A 23,055-nucleotide genomic window follows, 5' to 3' on the forward strand; every position below is an offset into this window, starting at 1 on the left:
AACATGCGTTCGAGTCAAGAGGTGCTTTTGGGCTCGCTCTAGGATCGCTGGATGTTCACGTTGACTACGGAACGCCTTGTTCTTCGAGATTTCACTGCCGCGGATGAAGGTGCCGTCCATCAGTACGCGTCCGACCCTGCCGTCTGTAGATATGTTGATTGGGGGCCGAACACCCCCGCGGTGACCAGGGCATTCCTGGCTGACGCGGCACTCGAAGCTGGGCTCGTCGAACGTCGCACGTTCACCCTGGCCATCACGTCGAAGGCCGATGGAACGGTCATCGGTTCGGTAGCTGTGTGGGAAGTATCCGCCGTGCACAGGCGGGCGGAACTCGGTTTTGTCGTGGACCCGAAGTTTCAAGGGCGAGGCTATGCGTCGGAGGCGGGGCGCGCGGTTCTGGAATTCGCCTTTGCTCGCTTCGGAGCGCAGCGAGTGCAAGCAACGTGTCGTCCCGAGAACTCGGCGTCGGCGTCGGTGCTCACCAAAATCGGAATGGAGGAGGAGGGGCGAATGAGGGCACACATGGTGATCCGGGGGACCGCGGTGGATTCGCTGCTTTTTGCTGCAACACGACCCGCCGCCGTACAGCCAGAGATCACGTCATCTCAGTTCGCGTGACCTTCCCGGGCCCTGGTGCGATACTCGAACCATGTTCGAGGATGCCTTGCTCATCGACGCGGCCGGCCGGCCCACTATGCAGCATCACCAGGCCTTTTCTCGGGACTGGGACCGCATCAAGGAGTGGTCCGACAACATCTACATGCCGTATACGGTCACGCCGATCGGAAGTCGGTTGAAGCCGGCTTCGGACATGTACTCCGCGGCAGTCGGCAAGATCGACGTCACCAGATTCTGTTACGGGATTCCGGTCTCCGTCGGTGAATGTTCGCCTGAGGCCGGAAACATTCTGGTTCTGACGACTATCAGAGGCAACGGTCGACATGCCCTCGGCGGAGGAACTGCGGTGAATACTGCCGTGGGGGAGACCTTTGTCGCCGACTGTAGCCGGACCGACTACTTCGTCGAATTCGACGAAGATCATCTGCAGCTGAATCTCACTGTGCCGCATCAGCTTGTCGCCGATCACGCCATGCAATGGTTCGGGTCGGTTCCCGACGACCGTCTGTGGCGGCACAAGTGCACCATCGGCGGGCGGGGCTCGAGTTGGCTGGCATTGATGGACTACGTCGTTCGCGCAATTGCAGAGTCGCCTGAGGCGATGTCGAGCGAAAGGCTGGGTGCCAGGGTTCAAGAACTCATCGCGGCTCAGCTTCTCGACGAGTGGGCGACGCAGGCCGGGCTGCAACTCGGCGTCGACGTCGCCTCCGCCGAACCTGCCTACGTGCGATCGGCAGAGGAGTACATCGATACGTTTGCTCGCTCGGTGCCGACGGCATCGGAGATCGCGGCTGCGGTGGGTGTCAGTGTCCGGGCGCTCACTGCAGGATTTCGACGGTACCGAGACACCACGCCGGGGCAACGATTGCGCGCGCGTCGGTTGGAGGGTGTACGCGGCGAACTGTTGCGTTCCGACGGGAGAACCGTCTCCGAAATCGCCAACGCCTGGGGCTACGTCAATCTGGGTATGTTTGCGGCCACATACCGGAAACGGTTCGGAGAGTTGCCTTCCGAGACCCGGAATCGACTCTGAGGACAGTTGTTTGAACGGTCATGACGATCGTTTTACGCACTCGATGAACTGCCGTGATCCGTTGTTTCGTGTCGGAGCGTTCTGCAAGGATTGAAATCGAACGTGACAGCAATCCCACGAGCTAGGAGTACGTCATGGCAACTCGACTCAATCCGTACATCAGCTTCAACGGCAATGCCCGTGAGGCGTTGGAGTTCTACAAAGAAATCTTTGGTGGCACGCTGGCGCTGAGCACGTTCGGTGAGTTCGGCAATCCCGGTGAAGGCGGCGACAAGATCATGCACGGAATGCTCGAAACCGATCAGGGATACACCCTGATGGGTGCCGACACTCCGCCCGGCATGCCGTACAACCCCGGCGACAACATCACGGTCAGCCTCAGCGGCGACGAAGGCGACGTGCTGCGCGGGTACTGGGAGCAGTTGTCGGGAACAGGTACGGTCAGCGTTCCGCTCGAGAAGCAGATGTGGGGCGACGAATTCGGCGCCTGTACAGACAAATTCGGCATTTCCTGGCTGGTGAATATCGGAGCGCCCCAGAGCTGACTCCAAGCTCTGCCCGGTTCTGCCGAAACGAGACAGTTTTCCTGCCGTTTCGAGGCAGAACCGGGTATGTGATCGCCGTTACATTCTGTTCGACAAGACAAGTTGCAAGTCGGATGGAGAAATGCAGTGACGATCGAAGATATTGCGCGGAAGCCCCTTTCGAAGCAGCACCTCGACGACGTGCTGGCGCGAGCAACTCAGCGGGCTGACCGAGTCCCGGGTGTCGTCGCGATGATCACGGATCGAGAAGGCAACATCTACGAGGGTGCAGCCGGTGAGCGGGCTCTCGGTCACGGCGAACCGATGACCCTCGATACAACCTTTGCGCTCTTCTCCACCACCAAGGCGATTACCGGTACCGCTGTCCTGCAATGTGTGGAGGAGGGGTTGCTCGATCTCGATGCACCTGCAGCGACCTATGTTCCCGACATCGGTGAGCTGAAGGTCCTGGACGGTTTCGACGCCGGCGGAAACCCCGTTCTTCGGGAACCCAAGCGTGACATCACCACTCGCATGCTGCTCCTTCACACTGCAGGGTTCGGCTACGACTTCTTCAACGAGTCGTACAACCGGCTCTCGCAGGAACATGGGCAGCCCAGCGTGATCACGTGTAGCAAAGCGGCGCTCACGACACCGCTGCTCTTCGACCCGGGTGAGAAGTGGGAGTACGGCACCAACATCGACTGGGCCGGACAGGTCGTCGAGTCGATTCGAGGTCATCGACTCGGCGATGTCATGCGTGAGCGCATCTTCGAACCTCTCGAGATGGCCGATACGGCATTCACGATGAGCCCGTCGATGAAGGATCGACTTGCGCCGATCCATCAGCGTGAGAGCGACGGAAGCCTCACTCCGCTCATCGGATTCGAGCTTCCGGCCGAACCCGAGGTGCACATGGGTGGTCACGGTTTGCACGGCACTGTCGGCGACTACATGAAGTTCATTCGTATGTGGCTCAACGACGGCGCGGGCACATCCGGTCGCGTGTTGTCGCCGGAGACGGTAGCTGCAGCCGTTCAGAACGGGCTCGAAGGCCAGCACGTGGGGTTGTTGCCCGGAGTTCTCCCGACGCTGTCCAACGATGCGGAATTCTTCCCCGGTGTACCCAAGGGATGGGCATACTCCTTCATGACAAATGAAGAGGTGGCACCCACCGGTAGGCCGGCCGGATCGCTGGCTTGGGCGGGTCTTGCCAACCTCTATTACTGGATCGACCGGCAGACCGGCGTCGGCGGGTTCTGGGCAACGCAGATTCTGCCGTTCGCGGACCCTGGATCCATCAACGGATACCTGGAATTCGAGACCGCCGTTTACCAGTAACCGGCTGGATTCCCGCTGTCCGGGATCGACTGTTTCTTTCGGGCGGGTTCGGAGTACGCATGCAGTACAGCGCACGCTTGCATACGACGAACTAGGAGACGGCATGAACAGCCTCGAAGGCAGCTTCGAAGGAAAAGTTGCACTGATCACCGGCGCCGCACGCGGTCAGGGGCGCGCCCACGCTGTCGCATTCGCGGAGCGTGGCGCGGACATCGTGATCTGCGACCGGTGCGAGAACAGTGATGTCGTCGCCTACCCCCTCGCAAACGAGGAGGATCTGAAGGAAACCGTTCGTTTGGTGGAAGCCACCGGTCGTCGGTGCATTGCCGTCAAGGCAGACACTGCTGATCGCGACGCAATGGACGCGCTCGTTGCCCGCGCTGAAGCCGAGTTCGGCCGTGTCGACATCGCCGTCGCGAATGCCGGTGTGTCCGTGCCCGCTCCGATCACGTCGATGACGTCGGCGCAGTGGAACGAAGTCATCTCGTCGAACCTGACCGGTGTGTTCAACACCGTTGCGGCCGTGTCAGGTGGAATGGCGGAACGTGGTTACGGTCGCATCATCACGATTTCCTCGATGATGGGTCGCTCCGGTGGCACCCAGATGGCTGCGTACGGCGCCTCCAAGTGGGGCGTCATCGGTTTGACGAAGAGTGTGTCGCTCGAACTGGCAAACTCGGGTGTGACCGTGAATGCTATTGCACCGGGGAACATCTCGACGCCGATGATTCATAACGACATGATGTACGCGATGATGCGGCCTGACCTCGAATCGCCGACGGCAGACGACGTCGAACCCGTGTACGCGACTCTGCATGCGCAGCCGGTCGGTTGGCTGGATCCCTTCGAGATCACGCGAGTAGTCCTGTTCCTCGCCGCCGACGCGAGTGCCCACATGAGTGGCATCGTGGTTCCTGTCGACGCCGGAGTCGCCGCTCGCTCGAACGCTTGACGGACAAGACCGTTCGCGCGAAAGCGCGGACCGGGTGGGTCGTCGGCGTCCTGAGTCTGAGCGGCGTGGTGGTCGCGCTGCAACAGACCTTGGTGGTGCCGGTGCTGCCCGAGTTCGCGACGGCATCGGGAGTATCGTCGGCCACCGCTTCGTGGCTGGTGACCTCGACATTGCTGACCGGTGCCGTCGCGACCCCTCTCATCGGCAGACTCGCCGACATGTTCGGAAAGCGCGCGATGATGCTCGTCTGCCTTGCCGTGATGATCGTCGGCTGCATGGTTGCTGCGCTCAGCCAGAGTTTCTGGTTACTGATCCTCGGACGCTCGTTGCAGGGGTTCGCGACGGCACTTCTGCCCGTCGGAATCAGCATCATGCGCGATGTCCTTCCTCCGGAAAAGCTCAGTGGTGCAGTAGCTCTCATGAGTGCGACGTTGGGGATCGGCGGCATGTTCGGTATGCCGATGGCGGGGGTGATCTCGGCGCACTGGGGGCTACCCGCGCTTTTCTGGGTCACCGGTGGATTCGGGGTCGTACTGATAGTCGTCTTGCCTCTGGTGGTGCCGGAATCGGCTGTGAAGAGTCGCGGACGCTTCGACTTTCTGGGAGCCACAGTCCTCACGCTCGCTATGACTGCACTGCTGCTGGCCGTTTCGAAAGGAACCGAATGGGGCTGGGCAAGCCCCGAGGTTCTGGTTCTGATCGCGTCCGGCGTGGTCTTGCTCTGTGGATGGATTCCGTGGGAACTGCACACGCCGGCACCGCTGGTCGATCTGCGGACTTCCCTTCGCGCTCCGATTCTGGTTTCGAACGTCTGCGCAGTATTACTCGGTTTTGCCATGTTCATCAGCGCGTTGGCGGCAACGCAGGAACTTCAGTTGCCCCTGGCGTCGGCGGACGGTCTCGGACTCTCGGCTGCCGAAGCCGGACTGGCGATGATGCCGGGCGGAGTCCTGATGATCGGATTGGCGCCGGTGTCGTCGAAGGTGACGAGGCGATGGGGAGCGAAGGCTACGTTGGCGTCGGGTGCGATCGTCATTGCAATCGGCTATGTCTTGCGTGTGCTGTTGGCGCCGACGTTGGTCAATATCGTGATCGGCGCTGCCGTGGTATCGGCCGGTGTGGCATTTTCCCTGGCAGCCATGCCGACGCTGATCACCGAATCTGCACCGATCCATCAGACTGCCTCGGCCAACGGATTCAACAGCCTGCTCCGTTCGGTCGGTACCTCCACCGGAAGCGCCGTTGCGGCAGCGGTATTGGCCGGTTCGACGGTGGTGATCGGTGCGAGCACTGTGCCGACCCTGCATTCGTTCGCGGTTTTGTACTGGATCGGAGCGGGCGTATCGGCACTGGCGGCCGCGGTGACCTTGGCAGTGAGGGTGGAGCGGACGGGGGCGGTATCGCGGCCCGAGTTACCAATTGCAGCCGAAACCGATGGCGCAACGAAGATCGGGTGAGTCGACGGACTCACCCGATCTTCGTCACCGTTATCTCCGACTGGAATCGACCAGGTACTCGAGATTCTGGTTGTACGGTGTGGCCGTCACCGCCGCGTGCGAACTCACCCGAGACACCTCGGTAGTGCCGCGAACGACAGAGGCCTTGATGGAACCTACTTTCAACGGGGCGATGCAGCTGCTCATCCCGGCCGGGGCATTGCAGGTGGTTGTCGTGGTTCCAACAGTCACTTTGACGACTGCGGGAGCGGTCAAGAAGGTGAGAACCTCGACGGTATCGCGAGCGGGGGATGACCATTGGCGCAGTGACATCGGGGGTGTCGAAGGGTTGGCCGGAACTGCGGAAACTTTCTGCGTTCGATAACTCAGATAAGCAGTATCGCGGACGATCGTCGGCATGACCCCTGACCGGAACCAGTACAGACCATAGGCGTTGATGTCCAGCAGGGAGCGTCCGTGCCCCGCGCTGGGAGCAAAGGAAGTCCCCTCGCTGTAATCGTTCCAGGTTGTCAGTTGGACCCATTCGCTGCCTGAATCGAGCGCGATCTGCCAGGTATTGCGAAGATTCTGCGTGTTTTCCGCTTCGTCGTAGATGGCCTGGTTCGGTCTGACGTCTTGGAAGGAGACCGATTGCATCCAGATCTTTCCCAACGCATGAGCCGCGGCAGCCAAATCAAGCGGAGTATTTGGGCTGTTTACCACTGGGTTTCCCGCCGGATTCCGGTTTCCCCAACTCGACATGCCATAGCTGATGGAGGCAAACGCATTGCGGTTTGCCGCTGCGTCTAAAAATACCGGAATTAATGCGACATTTATCCCATAGGACTGACTCATCAGGGTTATGAACTGCGACCACCATGTTGGACTTTTGGCTTCTGCAAGAAATGGGGAAATCACGAGGCGCCCGTCCCCAAGTTTGAATACGGACGGTTTTGTCGCATATGGTGCCATTTCTGCGGCGAGCTCTGCGGGGGTCATGTTATTGAAGGAAGCGCTCATATCGGGCATGAGCATTACTTTGAAATTCGGATCTACTGTGGCTGCGGCTTGCATGAGCGCGCCGGGAATGATTGAACCCCACCAACTGGTGTCCGTTGCCTTGGCCATGATGTCTACAGAGAACCCGTCGAGCCCAGCAGCGACCGCCTAACGAACTTCAGTTTCGAGATCTCTCTGACGCCACTGGGGATCTGCGATCGGAGGGCGTGGAGCAGGCCGATCGCGTATGAATCCAGCTGAGTTGACGTGTGCATTGTTCTCTCCGTGCACTGTCATGTACTGAGTTGTGTAGAAGTCGCTGTTCGGGGTCGCGTTGTCGATAGATACCGGGTACGGCGGAAAATAATGTCCGAATACCTTCCTCCCGTTCAGCGTTGTCCGGTCCGGAATGTCGAAGGGGAGAGCAGCAGATTCCGGATTGACAGAAAGAGTGGTGGGGGCAAACGTAGGTGATTCTGTGTGCCCTTGCCCCTGATAGGAATAGGCAAACGTGAGGGATAGCGCGATTGCTGTCGAGAGACATAGGACTCGGATTGTTTTCGGCAGGATCGCGTACCGCTGAATGCGGACTAAACGCATGGGAGTTATCTTCCAGGTCGTATTTCTCGGCTGTAGAGACGTTTGTCTGGGAAGTGTTTGTGAGGCGCGAGTCGTGCGACGTTAACATGAACTGGATTTCGGGGCACTTTTTATCTGCTTGGATACGCGAGCGAGCCCAATTGTGAGGATTCTGGACGGTTGACTCATGTCAATGGCCCCATGTGCAGCGCCCTTGCGGAAAATTTCCTGGAATGTGTCGGCCTCCTGGGTCACACTGGGGAACGGACTACCGACGGATTACCGATGCGGGAGGGCTCATGACCGAAGCGATTGTGGCCGAGGGGCTGGTCAAGAAGTACGGCGACGTCACGGCATTGGACGGCATCGACCTGGAAGTGCGCGAGGGTTCGGTGATGGCTCTGTTGGGCCCCAACGGCGCCGGAAAAACCACTGCGGTAAGGATATTCACGACGCTGCTCATTCCGGACGGTGGACGCGCCAAGGTTGCCGGGCTGGACGTGGTCGAGGATGCGCGGGCGTTGCGATCCAAGATCGGTGCTTCGGGTCAGTACGCCGCGGTCGACGAGTACCTGACGGGCTATGAGAACTTGGACATGGTCGGGAGGCTGTATCACCTCGGCGCCCGAAGCAGTAAGGCCCGAGCGCGTGAATTGCTCGAGCAGTTCGATCTCGTCGAGGCTGGAGATCGGCCGGTCAAGGGCTATTCCGGTGGAATGCGGCGACGTCTCGATCTCGCCGGCGCATTGGTTGCTCGGCCACAGGTGTTGTTTCTCGACGAGCCGACCACCGGCCTCGATCCTCGGGCGCGACTCGGTCTCTGGGACGTCATCGAAGGGTTGGTGGCTCAGGGGACCACGCTGTTGCTCACGACGCAATACATGGAGGAAGCCGAGAGGTTGGCCGACCAGATCGCCGTCATCGACCGCGGCTCGGTCATCGCGCGCGGTACTGCAGATCAGTTGAAGGCGCGGGTCGGGGGTGAGCGCATTGAACTGAGTGTGCACGAGGTCGAGCATCTCGACATCGTCCGCGAGGAATTGCGCTCGCTTGCCGTGGGGGACATTCAGGTTCAAGAGAATGTCCGTCGCGTCACCGTTCCTGTCGACGACGGCACCGACGCGTTGGTCGCGGCGCTGAATCTTCTGTCGGCACGAGGCATCCGCGTATTCGACGTCGGCCTGCGCAGACCCACTCTCGACGATGTCTTCCTCACACTGACCGGGCACCAGGCTGAACTGGAGGATCAGAAATGACCGTGCAGATGGCGCTCGAAGACGGTTTGACCATCGCCAGGCGAAACTTGATCAAGATCAAGCGCGTTCCGGACCTGTTGGTGTTCACCACTTTGTCGCCGATCATGTTCGTGCTCTTGTTCGCGTATGTGTTCGGCAGTGCGATCTCGGTCCCGGGCACGTCGTATCGAGAATTCCTGATCGCCGGAATCTTCACGCAGACGGTCATATTCGGTGCTACCTGGACTGGTTTGGGGATGGTCGAAGACATTCAGAAAGGAATCATCGACAGATTTCGATCGCTGCCCATGGCTCCGTCTGCCGTGCTGACCGGCCGAACATCGAGTGACGTGTTGATCAACGTCATCAGTTTGGTGGTCATGTCGTTGACCGGTCTTCTGGTCGGGTGGCGGATTCACTCCAGTTTCCTCGAAGCGGTGGCGGGTTATGCGCTGCTTCTGTTCTTCGCGTACGCGTTGTCGTGGGTCATGGCTGTTGTCGGGCTTTGGATCCGGACGCCTGAGGTATTCAACAACGCGAGCTTCATCGTCATCTTTCCGCTGTCGTTCATCGCGAACACTTTTGTCGAGACCACCAATCTTCCCGGCCCGCTCAAAGTGATCGCCGAATGGAATCCGGTGTCGGCGGTTACCCAGGCGGTGCGTGAATTGTTCGGCAATACCAATCCTGCGATGACGGTTCCAGATGCGTGGCCACTGCAGAATCCGGTCATTGCGTCGTTGTTGTGGACTTTCGGTTTGCTGATCGTCTTCGTGCCGTTCGCTATTCGTCGGTATCAGAAGGCAGTCAGCCGCTGACCTGGTGATTCCGGCCGGTAGGGTGGATATGTGCCGGAGCCCGAACGCATCGACAAACGCAGCCTGAGATACGCCGGGCGACGTGAGGAGTTGCTCGACGCGCTGACCCGCTACGTCATCGACAACGGTGTCGGGGAATTGACGGTGAGGCAGCTCGCCAAGGCCGTGGGTGTGTCGCATGCGTCGTTGCTCAACCATTTCGATAGCAAGGAGAATCTGCTCTCCGAGGTCATCGAGAACATGCGTGGTGAGTCCATTCCGATTGCGGTGCCGATGAAACCGGGGGTCGATCCGGCGACAGTGCTGACTGCGTGGTGGACCGAACGTACGACGCCGGAGGTCCTGCCGCGGTTCCGGGTGATGGTCGAGATCTACGCCCTCGCGCTCGGCGACCGCGACCGCTACGGACGGTTCCTGGACCGTTTTGTGGGCGATTGGATCGAGGCACTGGAAGCCGGTCTACGACAAGCGGGTTGCCCCGAGGACGATGTTGCCTCTGTCGCTACTCTGTTGCTCTCGCAAATGCGGGGTCTGTCGATGGATCTTCTGGCCACCGGGGACCGGGCCCGCGTCGATCGTGCGTTCGGGCTTTTTGTCGACGGCTTTGCCGCCCGCGCTCGGGAGTGGTCCACGCCAAGATCCGATCGCCTTCAACGCTGACCGATCACCACGGTCGACGCGGTCTCGCTGTAGGTTGCCACCCGAGTGAGAAACCCTCCCCGAGTGAATGTTTCAACAGTCATTTCGACCTGCTCCGTACTCGTCTCGACGAGAAGACAGCCACCCGGTCGTAGCCACGGCGCGGCGTCCGCGATGATGCGACGCTGCAGATCCAGTCCGTCGGTACCGCCGTCCAACGAGACCAGCGGTTCGTGAAGACGGGCTTCGGGCGGCATCAGCCTGATCGATTCGGTGGGGACGTAAGGTGCATTGGCGACGACGACATCCACGCGACCGAGTAATTTCGTCGGCAGTGGTTCGAATAAATCGCCTTCGAGTACACGCTCGGGCGGTGTGATGTTTCGGCGAGCGCACCGCACTGCGGCCGGTTCCACGTCTACCGCGTACAAATCGACGGCGTCGAGCGTCGACTGCAGGACAGCACCGACAGCTCCTGAGCCGCAACACATGTCGACGACGACGCTTCCTGGGGTGACAAGTGAGCAGGCCTGCCAGACGAGGAACTCGGTGCGCCGGCGTGGGACGAAGACTCCGGAGTCGATGTGAATGCGCAAGCCGCAGAACTCGGCCCATCCGAGGACGGGCTCGAGTGGTTCGCCGGCAACTCGTCGGTCGACCATCGCGTCGAGTTCATCGCGAGAGCGTGCGGTGTGAAGAAGTAGGCGAGCCTCGTCTTCGGCGAAGACGCAACCTGCTGCTCGGAGGATCGCGGCCACCGACTTCTGCTGCGAAGCAGGGAAGGTCGGGAGATCAGGTGCTGACATGAGAGAGCCTTTCGGCCTCCTGATCTCGCGGGGGACCTGCACGTATCGAACACCGCCACCCTACCCGAGCAGGCGTGTCACGACGGTCGATGCGGAGCGGAAATTTAGGTTGACCAAATGGTAAGGCTGTTCTATGGTCTGAACTCGATCAGCTGATGTGGGGCCGATCACCACATATGCACCGTCACCGCAATCGGTAGGAGAAGTACGTGAGTAAGCGACTGTGTAGGACGCTCGTCGGACTGAGTGCGAGTGCGTTGGTGGCGTTGACAGTTGCGGCGCCGGCCGGAGCGGAACCGAACGATGCTCCGGGTGCTGTCGTGAGTCAGGAGTTGCTCGGTCCCGACCGGGTGATCCCGGGTGCCGTGAGCGCAACGAAGGTGACGTACTGGTCGACGGGCCCGAAGGATGCGCCGATGACGAGTACCGGTGTGGTGTATCGCCCAGAGGGAGCTCCGCCCGAGGGTGGTTGGCCGGTCATCTCCTACGCGCACGGGACGGTGGGTGTCGCGGATCAGTGTGCGCCGAGCAGCAGTGTTCCACTCGAACGGACCGCGACGCATCTGGGTCACTGGCTGGAGCAGGGATACGCGGTCGTGACCACCGACTACGTGGGGCTCGGAACACCCGGTGTTCACCCGTATCTCGACGGTCGTTCCGCTGCACACAGCGTTGTGGACATGGTGCGTGCCGCTCGTGCGGTCGACGACGACCTGTCGAGCGCATGGGTTGCGATGGGGCAGTCGCAGGGCGGGCAGGCGACTATGTTCACCGCTTCGCTTGCCACTGCTTACGCGCCGGAGTTGGACTACCGCGGCGCTGTCGCCACTGGCGTCCCCTCGAACATCGAGAATCTTCTACCGCTCGGTGGTCCGGCTTTTCCGGCGCTTCCGCTCAAGGGTACGACGGTCTACATCGCGAACGTTCTTGACGGACTGCGTGCTTCGCGGCCGGATATCGACATCGACTCGTATCTGACCCCGCTCGGCAAGACCATCCTCGATGACGTCGAGAACAACATGTGCTACACCGAGGCGCGCACGAAGTACGGAACCGTCACACTCGGGCAGGTGCTGACGAAGTCGCTGGACAATCCAGTATTCATGGAGGCTGCGCGTGACCTGCTCACTGTGCCGACCGCAGGATACGACCGCCCGTTCTTCATCGGTCAGGGGTTGTCGGACATCGATGTTCCGGCACCGCTGACACTGAAGTTCGCGGCCGACCTTACTGCCAACGGTGTCGACTTTGCATTCCATACCTATCCCACTGATCATCTGGGAACCGTTCCGGCTTCGGTTCCAGACAGCACCCCGTTTGTCGCGGCACTGTTCTCTGGTCAACGGCCCTGCACCGGAAGCCTCTGCTGACCAACATCTTTCAGGCGGCACCAACTCCGCGCAGATAGATGTCGATCGGGATCCGAAGTTGCCGAACGGTTTCGGAGGAGCGGGGATCTCGGCTACGCGCTCCGAGGCAGTAGTCGAAGATCAAGCCCTCCAGAAGGCTCAGAAAATTTTCGGCGGCGACGTCAGGATCGTCAACGCCAATGATGTCGAAGACAGGCCTTGCCTTCTCCCGTGAAAACAGGCTGTCTTCGAGGAGTTGGTGCAATGCCGAATCTCGGGGAGTTTCCAAGAGCAGTGCATATCTCGCGATCAATTCGTGTCTGCGGTGCGAAAGAAGATCATCGAGATACTCGGCCGTCAGGGCAGCAGGATCGCTGGGCCTCTCGCGGAGTTCGTCGAATATCGAACGTGACCGGTGCACGATGTGCAATGCGGTTGCTTCGAGTAGTGCCTCGCGAGTGCGGAAATAGTACGACGTCGAACCGGCAGGAAGTTCCAGGGACTGATCAACCGCCCGATGGGTGAGTGCACGCGGGCCCTGCTCGGCGATGATCGTGACGGCGGATGCCGCGATGAGGGCTCTGCGATCAGGCTTCATGTCGTTCCTTGTTGTCGATGTTGCATGCTGCAGATGGTGCGTCGTGAGGGTCACATTGACTCGATTTGCCTTCGATCACTAGCCTCGACTCTACAGACGTAGAGGAGTCTTATGCTACTGGACGAAGAGCAGTTGGCGGCACGCGAAGCCCTCGACGCACTGCAGGCCCGGATCTCGGGCGGTGAGGTCGGGGGTGGGATCTATCTCTGGGGTAGCGTCGGCCGCGGGAAGACGATGCTCATGGACGAGTTCTACGACGGGCTCCCGGTCGGCAAGCGGCGCATTCACTTTCATCGGTTCTTTGCAGATCTGCACTCTCGGGCGCATGAACTCGGCTCGATGGGCGTGGCACTGGATCACGTCGTCGATGGAATCCGTGTGCTCTGTTTCGACGAGTTCCACATCGACGACGTCGCCGACGCCATGTTCATGGCAAGGGTTCTCGACACAATCGTCGCGAAAGGCGTGACTGTTGTCGTCACGTCCAATGTTCCGCCGACCGATCTTCTTCCCAATCCGCTTTTTCACGAGCAGTTCGTTCCGTCGATCGAGTTGATCGAACGGACTCTCGAGGTGATCGAGTTGGGTGGCTCCGTCGACTATCGGACGGCGGGACAGCCAGGTGCCGGGGACTACCGATTTGCGACAGGGGAATTCCTCGTCGGCTCGGGAATTACGCGGCCTTCGGGCGAAAGTGTCGAATTGACGATAGGCACACGCACATTGGAGTGCTCGGCGATTCGAGACGGTGTCGTCTGGTTCGACTTCGAGGTGCTGTGCACTGGTTCGACCTCGGCTGCCGATTACCTCGCGCTCGCCGCCCGCTTCGACGACTGGGTGATCTTCGGAGTGCCGGTGCTCGCCGAGGCGTCGGAATTTGCCCTTCGCCGTTTCGCGAATGTCGTCGATGTTCTCTATGACGTCGATGCGCGGCTGACGATCTACGCCGACGCTTACGTCGAAGAAGTGGCAGGCAGCCTCCGGGACGTGCCGGGGTTGGCGCGCCTCTACAGTCGTCTGTCGCTACTGGCGAGGTCGGCGGTGGGCAGCATCAGTTGAGGAGCAGCGTCAATTCCAGGTGAGATCGCCGGTCGCGGCGCTGGGCGTGAGTCCGAACATGCTGTGGCAGATCCGGTTGAGATGGGCGCTGTCGGTGAAGCCGGCCTCGTGGGCACTGGTTGTCAGGCTTGCGCCACTGCTCATCACTTCCATGGCGCGTCGTAGCCGCAACCAACGAATGTAGGTCGAAAAACTCATCTGCAGTTGATCGTTGAAGATTCTTCCCAATCGGCCGGGCGAGATGGAGACCAGCGCGGCGGTGTCCGTCACCGTTATCGGCCCCGAAAGTCGCTCGGGCAGTATCGTCAGAGCATGCTCGAGTGCAGGGTGAAGAGCGCGTACGTTCGACGGCTGCTTGCTTTCGGACAGTGAATCGATCAGCCTCGCTGCGTATTCCAGATCCGAATCAGCGCCACGGTCCGTCATCGCTACTGCGGTCCGCCCACGGTCCGACCAGTCGGCCACACCACCGTGCTCGGATACAGGCGGCCTGATGCGCCGGCCCATTCCCGTGGTGGAGTCCACGTAAATCGCTCGTCCCCGCGCGCCCTCGGAGGCGGACAACGCGTGGACCGCCCCGGATGGAATGACCACGGACCGCACGACTTCACTGTGGCCGTCCCCGTCCGTGACCGTGACGTCCCCGTCGTCGATGATCATGATCTGAACAGCGGCGTGCGAATGCATGTGCGCGGATCCCACTGCGCCGGTGAACATGAGAATTCCGGGCTGCATGTGGACGGCGCCGGACCAGGTCATGTCGGAAATCATAGTGACGACCCTGACAGAGCTCGGGGTCCGGTCATCCTCCGGTAGGACCGAGCTCAGTCCGAAGATCGTGCGCTGGGCCGATGTGTTCGCGAAGGGTTCACGAGAAGGTGGAATCATGAACAACGCACAAGCACCCGCAGTCCTGTCGGTCCACGCGCTGGGCAAGTCGTACGGCGACGTTCCGGTGCTCCGAGGTGTATCGCTGGAAGTGCGCGCCGGTACTGCCACGGCCATCATGGGTCCTTCAGGATCGGGGAAGTCGACACTGCTGCATTGCATGTCAGGAATCGTCAAGCCCGACTCGGGAGCAATCTTGCTGAGCGGCAGGCATATCGAGAACCTCGGTGAGAACGACCGCAGCCGGCTCCGACGGGAGTCGTACGGGTTCGTTTTTCAATCGGGCCAACTGTTACCGGAGCTTCCGGCGATCGAGAACGTCGCTTTGCCCTTGGTGCTCAACGGGTTGTCTATCGCCGAAGCCAAGCGGACGGCGCACGGCTTCTTCGCGCCATTGGGACTGGACGGTCTGCAGGACCGTCGCCCGGGTCAGATGTCGGGTGGTCAGTCGCAACGTGTGGCGATTGCGCGAGCGTTGGTGACCAAACCCGCCGTTCTCTTCGCAGACGAGCCGACCGGTGCCCTCGACGCGCAGACGAGTTGGGAAGTGATGAGGGTGTTGCGTGATTCGGCTCAACAGATCGGTTCTGCGTTGGTCGTCGTCACTCACGATGCCGAAGTCGCTCGGTGGTGTGATCGCACGATGATGATGCAGGCCGGTTCGCTCGTCGGGACACAGGTGGCGGCATGAAGGCCACAGCGCGCGTTGCATTGATGACGGTGCGAGGTGAAGGCCGAAAGGCCTTGAGTACCTTCGCGCTTCCCGTAACGGCCTTTGCCGCCTCGACGACGTTGTTGCTGACGGTGCTCGGCGGCTACGGTGCATTTGCGGGCAGATCGAGCGAACCCGAAGCCGAGGCGTACCTAGCACTCGCAGGGGTTGCTTCGGTGTTGATGATCGTTCCAGCCGTCACTCTCGGCCTGGCGGCGGCCCGCTTGGGCGCGCACCGTCGCGACGAACGACTTGCCTCGCTGCGACTCATCGGATCCACCCCTCGCCAGATCGTTGCGCTGTGCGCTGCGGAATCGGGTATCCAGGGCTTGGCCGGTGCGTTGATCGGTGTGGTGGGATACCTCCTCGCGTTGCCGCTCGTAGCTCTCTTGAGATTTCAAGGTCGGACATTCGAGTGGAGTGAGCTTTGGGTAGGCGCACTTCCGCTGGTGGGCATCGTATTCGGAATGACCATCCTGGCTGCTTTGACGTCGATGCTCGGGATGCGCCAGGTGTTCGTGAGCCCGTTGGGCGTCACGGCGGGCAATCCCAGCGCCGCACCGAAGATGATCTTCGCGGTGGCTGGGGTGGGGGTTCTTGTGGGATGGAGTGCATTCGGGGGCTCCGCGGCAAGCATCGCGGCAATCCTGGTGGGCCTTGGTCTCTGCTTCGGCGTTGTTGCGTTGGTCGGTCCGTTCGTCATTTCGCTGCTTGGACGGATCATGCTCAAATGCGCCAAAGACGGTGCTTCGCTGATTGCGGCGCGTCGGGTCTTGGATAATCCGAAGGCTGTGTGGCGCACGGTCAGCGGTGTGACGATGGCCAGCTTTGTTGCCGCAGGCACATCTCTCCTCGCCGCGATCGGCAACGGGGAAGGGCAGGATTTGCAGCCAGGGCAGGAGTTCCTGTTCGCGGACATGAGAACCGGGGTGTTGTTCACTCTCGGAGCAACATTCACTTTGGCGGCAATCTCGTCTGCGCTCACCCAGGTATCCGGGATCCTCGACAACCGTGAGCTGTATCGGAGTCTGACTCTGGCCGGTACACCTGTCGAGGTGATGGACAGCGCCCGCATGCGGCACGTTCGCACTCCCGTGGTGGTGATGGCACTGGCCGGCGCCGGCGCTGCACTGCTGTTCCTCTTCCCGCTGGCAGGGGCAGCCGTATTGACCACTCCGATGGCGCTGGTTCAGTTGGGCGTCACCCTGGCTGTGGGGATCGCGTTGGTGTTGGCCAGTGCGTTTGCAGCCAAGCCCGTCATGCGACGGGTACTCGCGGGCTGAATCTCCACCGATCGTCCGTCAGTTCTGTCTCCGGAACGGTTCGGCCAACTGGCCGAGGTAGTCGTTCGGGTAGTCGGGCTTGGCCGCCATTCCGAGATCGTCACTGCTGAATCGCTTTTCCGGATCGAAAGAATAAGTGCGGAACAGGTGATCCCAGATCAGAGTGAACAAACCGAAATTGACGTCACCGATTCCCGCCCACTTCAGGTGATGGAATCGGTGGCCGGCGTTGAGGGCGAGTATCGGGCGCAGGGGGCCGATGCGGTAGTCGGCATTCGAATGCTGAAGCAGGAGTTGGACAGCGACACAAACCGCGAGCGCCGAGGCAACTGGAACGGGCATCCCGAGGAGGATCAGTGGCAGGACGCCACCGGCGGTTTCGAAAGTCTGATGTACGGGGTGCTTCATCAGTCCGTTCATACCGTAGAACCGTTCGAGGCTGTGATGAACCGCGTGGAAACGCCACAACCATCCAACCTTGTGGCTGATCAAATGCACGACGGTGATGCCGAAATCGGCAACCAACACTGCGAAGACGACCTGAACGACAAACGGAAGACCGATCGGCCACAGCCCGTCGAACGGAATCACCGCTGCCATCAACGGGATGACCGCGACGCTGACCAGGATGAGAGATTCGTTGACAAACGCATGGACCGCGTCGCGAAACCTGTCCGGTCCGGGGGCATTCCACGAAGATTCGTAGGGAAGCGTCCGTTCGGCCGCGAAAGAGCAGACCACTGCGAAGAGAATCAATGCCACCAGTGACCATTTCGGCGCGCCGGATGCCGCCAGCGCGATTGCGGCTCCGTTGATTCCCAAGAGCATGAACGGGACGTACCCGTATCTGACGATGAAGGTGAGCATGTATTCGATGGTGCACGGCGCGGGTGGTCCTCGACTTGTACGAATCGGTCGACTTTCAGTCAGCCGAACAAGCGGTGTCGCGTTACTTCGTCAGCACGGTGGCGAGTGCAGCGCTCAGATACGGAGTGATGTTCTCGACGACCCGTGTCACGATCGCAGTGGCGACGTCAGCCGGTTGCAGTGGCACCGACGGTGTCTGCGGCAGCGCCGGGGGAGCAGGCGGAGCGGGCTCGGACATCATCGGCGTGTAGGTGTTGTGCTTCGTGAAGTAGCCGAAGACCGAATCCACGAACACCTCGGGCGCATCACGCGGCTTGGGCATGTTGCAGATGCCGTCACCCTCGATGCAGACTTCCTGCACTGCGATGTCTCCGAATCCGCCGCGTGCTCCGGACATCGTCGCTCCCGGAACGACATTGGGCACTACGGTTTCGATGCCCCCGGCCGAGTTGCGAGGGTCGGCGTAGAGGACGCCTTCGACTTGCGATTGGGGAATGGATCCGTCACGTGCGATGTCACCGAGAACGTCGCCGGCAATCCGTGCTCCCTGTGAGTATCCGGTGACGACGATCTCGCTGCCCGGGCACTGAGCGTGGAAAGCGTTGACTTCGGTGCGAAGCGTCTGGGCGCCGGCGGCAACGCTCTGGTCGTACGTCTGATCGCCGAGCGGCCAGAAGCTGGCGGGGTAGGTCACCGGCTTGGAGGCGTAACCCTGGGCCACGTAGCGATCGGTGACGGGTTGCGTCGTTTGTCCCGTCGGATCCCACGTTCCGCCGACCGCGAATACCGCACCGGCCGGGCACGACCCACCGTCATTCGGGTCCGCTCCGGCAGGTACCGACATCACAAGAGTCACCCCCGCTGTGACTGCAACCGTGCATGCCACTGACATCGCGTATTTCCTCATCGGGCCTGTCCCCATCTATCTACGTTCTCGTTCACTGGCGAGACAACCCGCGGTCCGACGCGTTTCGTTCGGTACTGAAGAGAATGGTGATGGGGCGATAAGTCCTGGAGGTAATCCGTGCGTAAACAGGAAGTTGCCGACCGGCGCTGTTTACTACCAGCGTGTGTGGGGCGTCACGGCGTCGGTACCTGCGGCGGGTGATCCGGCTCGAGGAGGGTTCCGATCTCCTTCCCCATCGACACGGCGTTGTTGAGGTCCGCGTTGGTTGTCGGCCCGAGTGTGGCGTAGACGACGATCGTCGTCTTCGAGTCGGGGTAGTAGAGCGCGAGACCGTTGTAACCGCCGTACGACGGGTTCATCACCAGCCAGCCGTCGAGGTGCCCGGTCCCGAAGGAAAAGAACTTGTCCGCCGTCATACTTCCCAAGCCCGCAGTCGTCGGCGCCATCTGCTGCTCGAAAGCCTTGTCGGATAGTAACTCTCCCGTTCCCAGCGCGCGCACCCACTTTCCGACGTCGGCGACAGGCGCGTTCATGTTTCCGCTGTGCAGGAACGCCGTCGGATTCCAGAAAGTGGAGTCTTCGAATACTCCACGTTCATTGGTGTAACCGTGCAGGATCGGTTCGTCCATCTGCGACGTGAGTACAACGCTGCTGTGATCCATCCCGAGTGGATCGAAGACGCGCTGCTGAAGTAGTTCGCCCAGCGGTTTTCCAGTCGCTTTCTCCATGACGTCGCCGAGCAGCGTCAGGTCGCTGTGCGCGTACGCCCAACTGGTGCCGGGTTCGAACAACGGCGAGCGGGAGTTGGCAAGATCCAGGATCTCTCGAGAAGTCCAGCCCTTCATCGGGTTGTCCGTGAAGAGTTTGAGGAACTGTGGATCGGTCACGTAGTCGGAGATGCCCGACGTGCTGTTGGCCAGCATTCGCGGAGTGATGGTGTCTGCGCGTGGAAAGTTCGGTTCCCACTTCGCGATCGGTTGATCGAGGGGAAGCGTTCCCTCTTCGTCGAGTTGCAGCAGGACTGTCGAGAGCATCGGTTCCATCGGTTGGCCGACGCGCAACTGCATGTCGGTTGTCGCCAGAACTCCGACAGGGGACTCTCCGACGGCGCCGAGAGCAACTTCGTCGTCGCCTCGCCACACCCCGAACACAGCGGCACTGAGGCCCAAGTCGGCCACTTGGCGGCGGACGATGTCCGTGATCTCGGTGGATTCCCGACTGCTCGAGGTGCTGGGAGAGGCGCTGCCCGTGTTTGTTGCGGAGTCATCGTCGGAACTGCACGCAGCGGTTGCAATGGCAACGGTCAAGGCGATCGACAGAGCAGACAGCCGCACCCGAGCGCGGTGGTGGGAGGAAGTCATGCCTGCGATCCCTTCGATGTGGAAATCGAGCAACCGACGCCGAGCAATGTCCCAATTGGCCGAATTTACCGCAGTTGGAAGGAGGAGGGGTCAGATCGACCGTATAGGCGCAACTGCTGTTCCAGTGCAGTCCTCATTCGGGTGCCGCGTCCGGTTCCTCTCGCAGGTCCTGCGCTTGCTGAAGCTCGGCGTTGATGCGACGGGCTTCGGTGAGTTGGTCTTCGAGGATGATGATGCGGCAAGCCGCGTCGAGCGCCGTGCCGTTGGCTACGAGTTCGTGCGCGCGGGCTGCGATGCGCAGCTGGTAGCGGGAGTAGCGGCGATGTCCGCCCTCAGAGCGTTGTGGGGTAAGCAGTTTCGCGGCATCGAGGCTACGAAGGAAAGCTTGCCTGACACCGAGGATCTCGGCCGCATGTCCCATGCTGTACGCAGGATAGTTCTCGTCGTCGAATCTGCCGGAGGGGTCCCCCGGTGGTGTATCTGCCGGAATGGCTCGCTTCTTTCGCTGAACGGACGGGGCCCCCGGCGCGAGGAGCGCCGGGGGCCGGATGGGGTTGAACTTACTTACATAACTGCATTCTTTCGAACTTCCGGACTCGCACAAGACATCCGGTAGCCGCTTTGAAAGGGGGGTGCCGGGTCCGACTACACACTCACACACGAATTCGGCCCCGGCACGTCCCTGCCCTGCGGTACTGCTTGCGGGTAGTTCATCTCTCCCGCATCTCTTGACTCGTTCCTTGCTACGAGAAAAAAGATACAACAGCCTCGCGAGAATGTCTACCCTGACCGCTGTAGATATTTTGTTGCGAACATTCTAGGTGTTGATATTCAGGAACGGCCTGGTCGCCGGGGGTGAGAGCGCTCCATGTGAGTCATAGGAGATGGATCTGGGACAATGCTCCGATGCGAAATACCCCGAAGTCCGAGTCGTTGTTGCGCGCCCGCGCGGAGAGGGAAGAGCGCACCGGCTCCTCCGAGCATCCAGCTGATGGCGCGCCGAACCCCGGAGAGGACTCGTCGTCGTCCGAGCCGGGGGCACGCAGCGACAGCGCCACGATTCGGTCGGCTCGGTCCGAGCTCTCAACTCACGCCAGGGCAGTGGAAAGTATGCACGAGGCGATCCATCCTGATCGCGATTGAGGCAGCTGCCTCGTCGGGATGCGGGGGGACTCCTTCATCCCGCTCACTGCAACGCACGACGGCCGCCGCACTCCCGAAAGTAAGGGGAGTGGCGACGACCGTCGAGTTGTCAGAGTGTGCGCTCAGTACTTGAACCCTAAGGCAGCAACTGGTCCAGGAAGGTGTTGCTGAAGACCTTGTGCGGATCCAACGCGTTGAATGCGGCGTTGGCGGTGTCCCAGTTGTCGCTCGATGGGACGCCGTCGCGGTAGGTCTGGGGGAGGCCCTGGGTGATGATCGGGGTGTCGGTGTACGGCTTGTCGGGGCCGAACGCCCAGCCCTTGGACCACTCGGGGCGGAAGGTGGCGTCGTTGTTGTTGTAGTGATTACGCATCCACTGTTCCATTTCGCGGTAGAACGCGAACATGCCGGGGGTTCCGGGGACGCCGAGGACGTTGAGCCAGATGGCGGTGTCCCATTCCGGATGGTCGGGGCGAGGGCGCATGGCCGAGATGGTGGGGGCGCCTGCCGAGTCGACCTCGACATCCGACGGTTGATCGAGGCCGCAGCAACGGATTTCGACGGGCCCGTTGAGGGGGAACTGTCCGATGGAGCGGTAGTACTCCATGCGGCCGTTGAACCACTGGGTGAAGTCGTGGATGACCTGGCCGATGTTGGCGCGAGAGGTGATGACGGCTCCGCCGCCCTCGGTCAGGCGCAGGGTGGTGGCCCGGATGTAGAACTGGACGTCCTTGGACCATCCCCACAGGTCGTTGGAGAACGTCGCGGCGAGTCCGGCAACGGTGGTGGCGTACATGATCTGCCCGAATGCCGGTGCGATGCCCGGGTTTCCGGAGTTGATCTGGCCGATCATGTCGGTGACCGGCTCCGGGAGGTTGTCGGAGAAGATGTAGTTGTACGGTCCGGTCACCTCACGCGAGAACGGCGGCTTGGTGGGGGCAAGTGACCACACCTTCATCCACGGGCGTTCGGTGAAGGGGTACCAGATTGCTTCTGCGCGACCGTTTTCGCGGACGAACTTCTCGAAGGTGCGTCCGGACGCTCCGCGGGCGCCGAAGAGTTCCTGCCAACCGATGTCGGTGTGGCTGACGCAGCGCATGCGGTAGTTGGGGGCGGCCTGCAAGGTGACGGAGGTGAGGAAGGTGCGTCCGAGGTGAGTCAGCAGCGGCTTGATCGCCGCGTCGCTACGCGCGTACGTCTTCAGTGCGTACTCGCTGCCGTTCCAGACCACTGCGGTCAGGGAGGTGACGAGGTTGGAGAGTGAGCCGAAAGTCTGTCCGGGAACGTGTGCTTCGCCTTCGGCGGGGAGAGCTGCGCCGTGAGCGTCGACGGCGAGGCAGCCGGCAATGGTCAACACACCCGGCGCCGGCAGGTTCGCGAACCCGAGGCCCTGTGCCTGCAGTGCGGTGGTGATGGCGTCGAGGGTCGCGCCGGGTCCTGCGGTGACGGTGGCTGGGCTGCCACCGGCGTTGACGGAGACTCCGGTGAGGTGGACCGTGGTGTCGGCGAGGATGACCTTGTCGACCGGCGCACCGTTGACGATGGTCAGCGGCGTCCAGCCGTGCATGGCGCCGCGGGGACGAATGGTGTAGCCGTTGGCATGACCCCAGTTAGCGAGGCGGACTACGTCTTCGGGCGTCTTGGGCGAACAGGTCCAGATCGCGTCGAGCATGATCTCCTTGGACCAGTTCTGATATGCCTGCTGGTACAGCGCGATGCCTTCGGGGAAGGCAGGCGGCGGCGTGAGGGTGGACACGGGACCACCCGCGGAGCCGGAAGAGCCGGCGGGGACGGCGTAGGCCGGCGTCCAGCCGGCGAATGCGGTCGCTGCCACGGCGCCGGCTCCAGCGGCCATGAAACCTCGTCGGGACAGTCGGAACTTTTCGTCTTGTGCCGTCATCTTCGGGC

22 protein-coding genes and 1 pseudogene are annotated in these 23,055 nt (G+C 61.2%); 14 read left to right on the plus strand and 9 right to left on the minus strand.

Features of this window, described 5'->3' with window-relative positions:
- Nucleotides 1–51 precede the first annotated feature (51 nt).
- The 6 genes from EHW12_RS03715 to EHW12_RS03740 all read left to right on the plus strand — a co-directional run bounded on the left by EHW12_RS03715 (nucleotide 52) and on the right by EHW12_RS03740 (nucleotide 5,925).
- Nucleotides 52–618: a GNAT family N-acetyltransferase gene (locus EHW12_RS03715; RefSeq protein WP_125050300.1), complete on the plus strand. Its 567-nt coding sequence runs from the start codon at nucleotides 52–54 to the stop codon at nucleotides 616–618.
- A 31-nt stretch (nucleotides 619–649) separates the two neighbouring features.
- A complete protein-coding gene (locus tag EHW12_RS03720) occupies nucleotides 650–1,651 on the plus strand; it encodes a helix-turn-helix domain-containing protein (RefSeq protein WP_007734026.1) in 1,002 nt (333 codons plus the stop codon).
- A 134-nt stretch (nucleotides 1,652–1,785) separates the two neighbouring features.
- Complete coding sequence (locus tag EHW12_RS03725; RefSeq protein WP_007734029.1) at nucleotides 1,786–2,196, plus strand: VOC family protein; 411 nt, start codon at nucleotides 1,786–1,788, stop codon at nucleotides 2,194–2,196.
- 180 nt (nucleotides 2,197–2,376) lie between these two features.
- The gene (locus EHW12_RS03730; protein ID WP_180279557.1) at nucleotides 2,377–3,516 is read left to right on the plus strand and encodes a serine hydrolase domain-containing protein; all 1,140 of its coding nucleotides are present in this window, start codon (nucleotides 2,377–2,379) and stop codon (nucleotides 3,514–3,516) included.
- A 103-nt stretch (nucleotides 3,517–3,619) separates the two neighbouring features.
- Nucleotides 3,620–4,468 carry a mycofactocin-coupled SDR family oxidoreductase gene (locus EHW12_RS03735; protein WP_003945658.1) on the plus strand — a complete coding sequence of 283 codons (849 nt, stop codon included), beginning with the start codon at nucleotides 3,620–3,622 and terminating at the stop codon, nucleotides 4,466–4,468.
- Nucleotides 4,465–5,925 (plus strand): MFS transporter, encoded by a 1,461-nt coding sequence (locus EHW12_RS03740; RefSeq protein WP_007734043.1) that lies wholly within the window; start codon nucleotides 4,465–4,467, stop codon nucleotides 5,923–5,925. The genes EHW12_RS03735 and EHW12_RS03740 overlap by 4 nt, the downstream gene beginning before the upstream one ends.
- Before the next feature lie 30 nt (nucleotides 5,926–5,955).
- Here the strand turns inward: EHW12_RS03740 and EHW12_RS03745 are convergent.
- Nucleotides 5,956–7,059: pseudogene (locus EHW12_RS03745) on the minus strand (glycoside hydrolase family 71 protein); the annotation flags it as partial.
- A 722-nt stretch (nucleotides 7,060–7,781) separates the two neighbouring features.
- Here EHW12_RS03745 and EHW12_RS03750 point away from each other — a divergent pair.
- From EHW12_RS03750 to EHW12_RS03760, 3 genes are read left to right on the plus strand one after another with little or no spacing between them, the layout of a single operon-like run.
- Nucleotides 7,782–8,738, plus strand: a complete 957-nt coding sequence (locus EHW12_RS03750) for a daunorubicin resistance protein DrrA family ABC transporter ATP-binding protein (RefSeq protein ID WP_003945489.1) — start codon at nucleotides 7,782–7,784, stop codon at nucleotides 8,736–8,738.
- Complete coding sequence (locus EHW12_RS03755; protein ID WP_003945537.1) at nucleotides 8,735–9,535, plus strand: ABC transporter permease; 801 nt, start codon at nucleotides 8,735–8,737, stop codon at nucleotides 9,533–9,535. Before EHW12_RS03750 ends, EHW12_RS03755 begins: the two co-directional genes overlap by 4 nt.
- Nucleotides 9,536–9,565: 30 nt before the next feature.
- Nucleotides 9,566–10,195: a TetR/AcrR family transcriptional regulator gene (locus EHW12_RS03760; RefSeq protein WP_042449375.1), complete on the plus strand. Its 630-nt coding sequence runs from the start codon at nucleotides 9,566–9,568 to the stop codon at nucleotides 10,193–10,195.
- Here EHW12_RS03760 and EHW12_RS03765 read toward each other — a convergent pair.
- On the minus strand, nucleotides 10,186–10,980 hold the full coding sequence (locus EHW12_RS03765) for a putative protein N(5)-glutamine methyltransferase (RefSeq protein WP_116057275.1): 795 nt from the start codon (nucleotides 10,978–10,980) through the stop codon (nucleotides 10,186–10,188). The two genes, EHW12_RS03760 and EHW12_RS03765, sit on opposite strands and share 10 nt — an antisense overlap.
- Before the next feature lie 209 nt (nucleotides 10,981–11,189).
- Between EHW12_RS03765 and EHW12_RS03770 the strand changes: the two genes are divergently transcribed.
- On the plus strand, nucleotides 11,190–12,350 hold the full coding sequence (locus EHW12_RS03770; protein ID WP_047269627.1) for a lipase family protein: 1,161 nt from the start codon (nucleotides 11,190–11,192) through the stop codon (nucleotides 12,348–12,350).
- Nucleotides 12,351–12,360: 10 nt separating this feature from the next.
- On the opposite strand, the gene EHW12_RS03775 is transcribed toward EHW12_RS03770, so the two are convergent.
- Nucleotides 12,361–12,927 carry a TetR family transcriptional regulator gene (locus EHW12_RS03775; protein WP_007734055.1) on the minus strand — a complete coding sequence of 189 codons (567 nt, stop codon included), beginning with the start codon at nucleotides 12,925–12,927 and terminating at the stop codon, nucleotides 12,361–12,363.
- 111 nt (nucleotides 12,928–13,038) lie between these two features.
- Here EHW12_RS03775 and zapE point away from each other — a divergent pair, with 111 nt between their 5' ends.
- A complete protein-coding gene (zapE, locus tag EHW12_RS03780) occupies nucleotides 13,039–13,986 on the plus strand; it encodes a cell division protein ZapE (protein WP_116057274.1) in 948 nt (315 codons plus the stop codon).
- A 9-nt stretch (nucleotides 13,987–13,995) separates the two neighbouring features.
- On the opposite strand, the gene EHW12_RS03785 is transcribed toward zapE, so the two are convergent.
- Entirely contained in the window at nucleotides 13,996–14,745 is a 750-nt protein-coding gene (locus EHW12_RS03785; RefSeq protein WP_125050301.1) for an AraC family transcriptional regulator, read from the minus strand.
- On the opposite strand from EHW12_RS03785, the gene EHW12_RS03790 reads away from it, so the two are divergent.
- Together EHW12_RS03790 and EHW12_RS03795 are read left to right on the plus strand one after the other, a co-directional pair.
- The gene (locus EHW12_RS03790) at nucleotides 14,720–15,565 is read left to right on the plus strand and encodes an ABC transporter ATP-binding protein (protein WP_019746872.1); all 846 of its coding nucleotides are present in this window, start codon (nucleotides 14,720–14,722) and stop codon (nucleotides 15,563–15,565) included. The genes EHW12_RS03785 and EHW12_RS03790 overlap by 26 nt on opposite strands.
- Nucleotides 15,562–16,869 carry an FtsX-like permease family protein gene (locus tag EHW12_RS03795; protein ID WP_125050302.1) on the plus strand — a complete coding sequence of 436 codons (1,308 nt, stop codon included), beginning with the start codon at nucleotides 15,562–15,564 and terminating at the stop codon, nucleotides 16,867–16,869. The genes EHW12_RS03790 and EHW12_RS03795 overlap by 4 nt, the downstream gene beginning before the upstream one ends.
- Nucleotides 16,870–16,887: 18 nt before the next feature.
- Here EHW12_RS03795 and EHW12_RS03800 read toward each other — a convergent pair whose 3' ends face one another.
- The 4 genes from EHW12_RS03800 to EHW12_RS03815 all read right to left on the minus strand — a co-directional run bounded on the left by EHW12_RS03800 (nucleotide 16,888) and on the right by EHW12_RS03815 (nucleotide 20,425).
- Nucleotides 16,888–17,736, minus strand: a complete 849-nt coding sequence (locus EHW12_RS03800; protein ID WP_070160493.1) for a sterol desaturase family protein — start codon at nucleotides 17,734–17,736, stop codon at nucleotides 16,888–16,890.
- A gap of 82 nt (nucleotides 17,737–17,818) precedes the next feature.
- Nucleotides 17,819–18,628, minus strand: a complete 810-nt coding sequence (locus EHW12_RS03805) for a PE-PPE domain-containing protein (protein ID WP_125050303.1) — start codon at nucleotides 18,626–18,628, stop codon at nucleotides 17,819–17,821.
- Between the two features lie 188 nt (nucleotides 18,629–18,816).
- Complete coding sequence (locus EHW12_RS03810) at nucleotides 18,817–20,004, minus strand: serine hydrolase domain-containing protein (protein ID WP_206434817.1); 1,188 nt, start codon at nucleotides 20,002–20,004, stop codon at nucleotides 18,817–18,819.
- A gap of 133 nt (nucleotides 20,005–20,137) precedes the next feature.
- The gene (locus tag EHW12_RS03815; protein WP_003945791.1) at nucleotides 20,138–20,425 is read right to left on the minus strand and encodes a MerR family transcriptional regulator; all 288 of its coding nucleotides are present in this window, start codon (nucleotides 20,423–20,425) and stop codon (nucleotides 20,138–20,140) included.
- Nucleotides 20,426–20,910: 485 nt separating this feature from the next.
- Here EHW12_RS03815 and EHW12_RS03820 point away from each other — a divergent pair, with 485 nt between their 5' ends.
- Entirely contained in the window at nucleotides 20,911–21,147 is a 237-nt protein-coding gene (locus EHW12_RS03820; protein ID WP_125050305.1) for a hypothetical protein, read from the plus strand.
- Nucleotides 21,148–21,283: 136 nt separating this feature from the next.
- On the opposite strand, the gene EHW12_RS03825 is transcribed toward EHW12_RS03820, so the two are convergent.
- Nucleotides 21,284–23,047 (minus strand): cholesterol oxidase substrate-binding domain-containing protein, encoded by a 1,764-nt coding sequence (locus EHW12_RS03825; protein ID WP_007734073.1) that lies wholly within the window; start codon nucleotides 23,045–23,047, stop codon nucleotides 21,284–21,286.
- Nucleotides 23,048–23,055: the final 8 nt, after the last annotated feature.

The sequence above is a fragment of the Rhodococcus sp. NJ-530 genome, from assembly GCF_003860625.1.
Taxonomy (GTDB): domain Bacteria; phylum Actinomycetota; class Actinomycetes; order Mycobacteriales; family Mycobacteriaceae; genus Rhodococcus_F; species Rhodococcus_F qingshengii.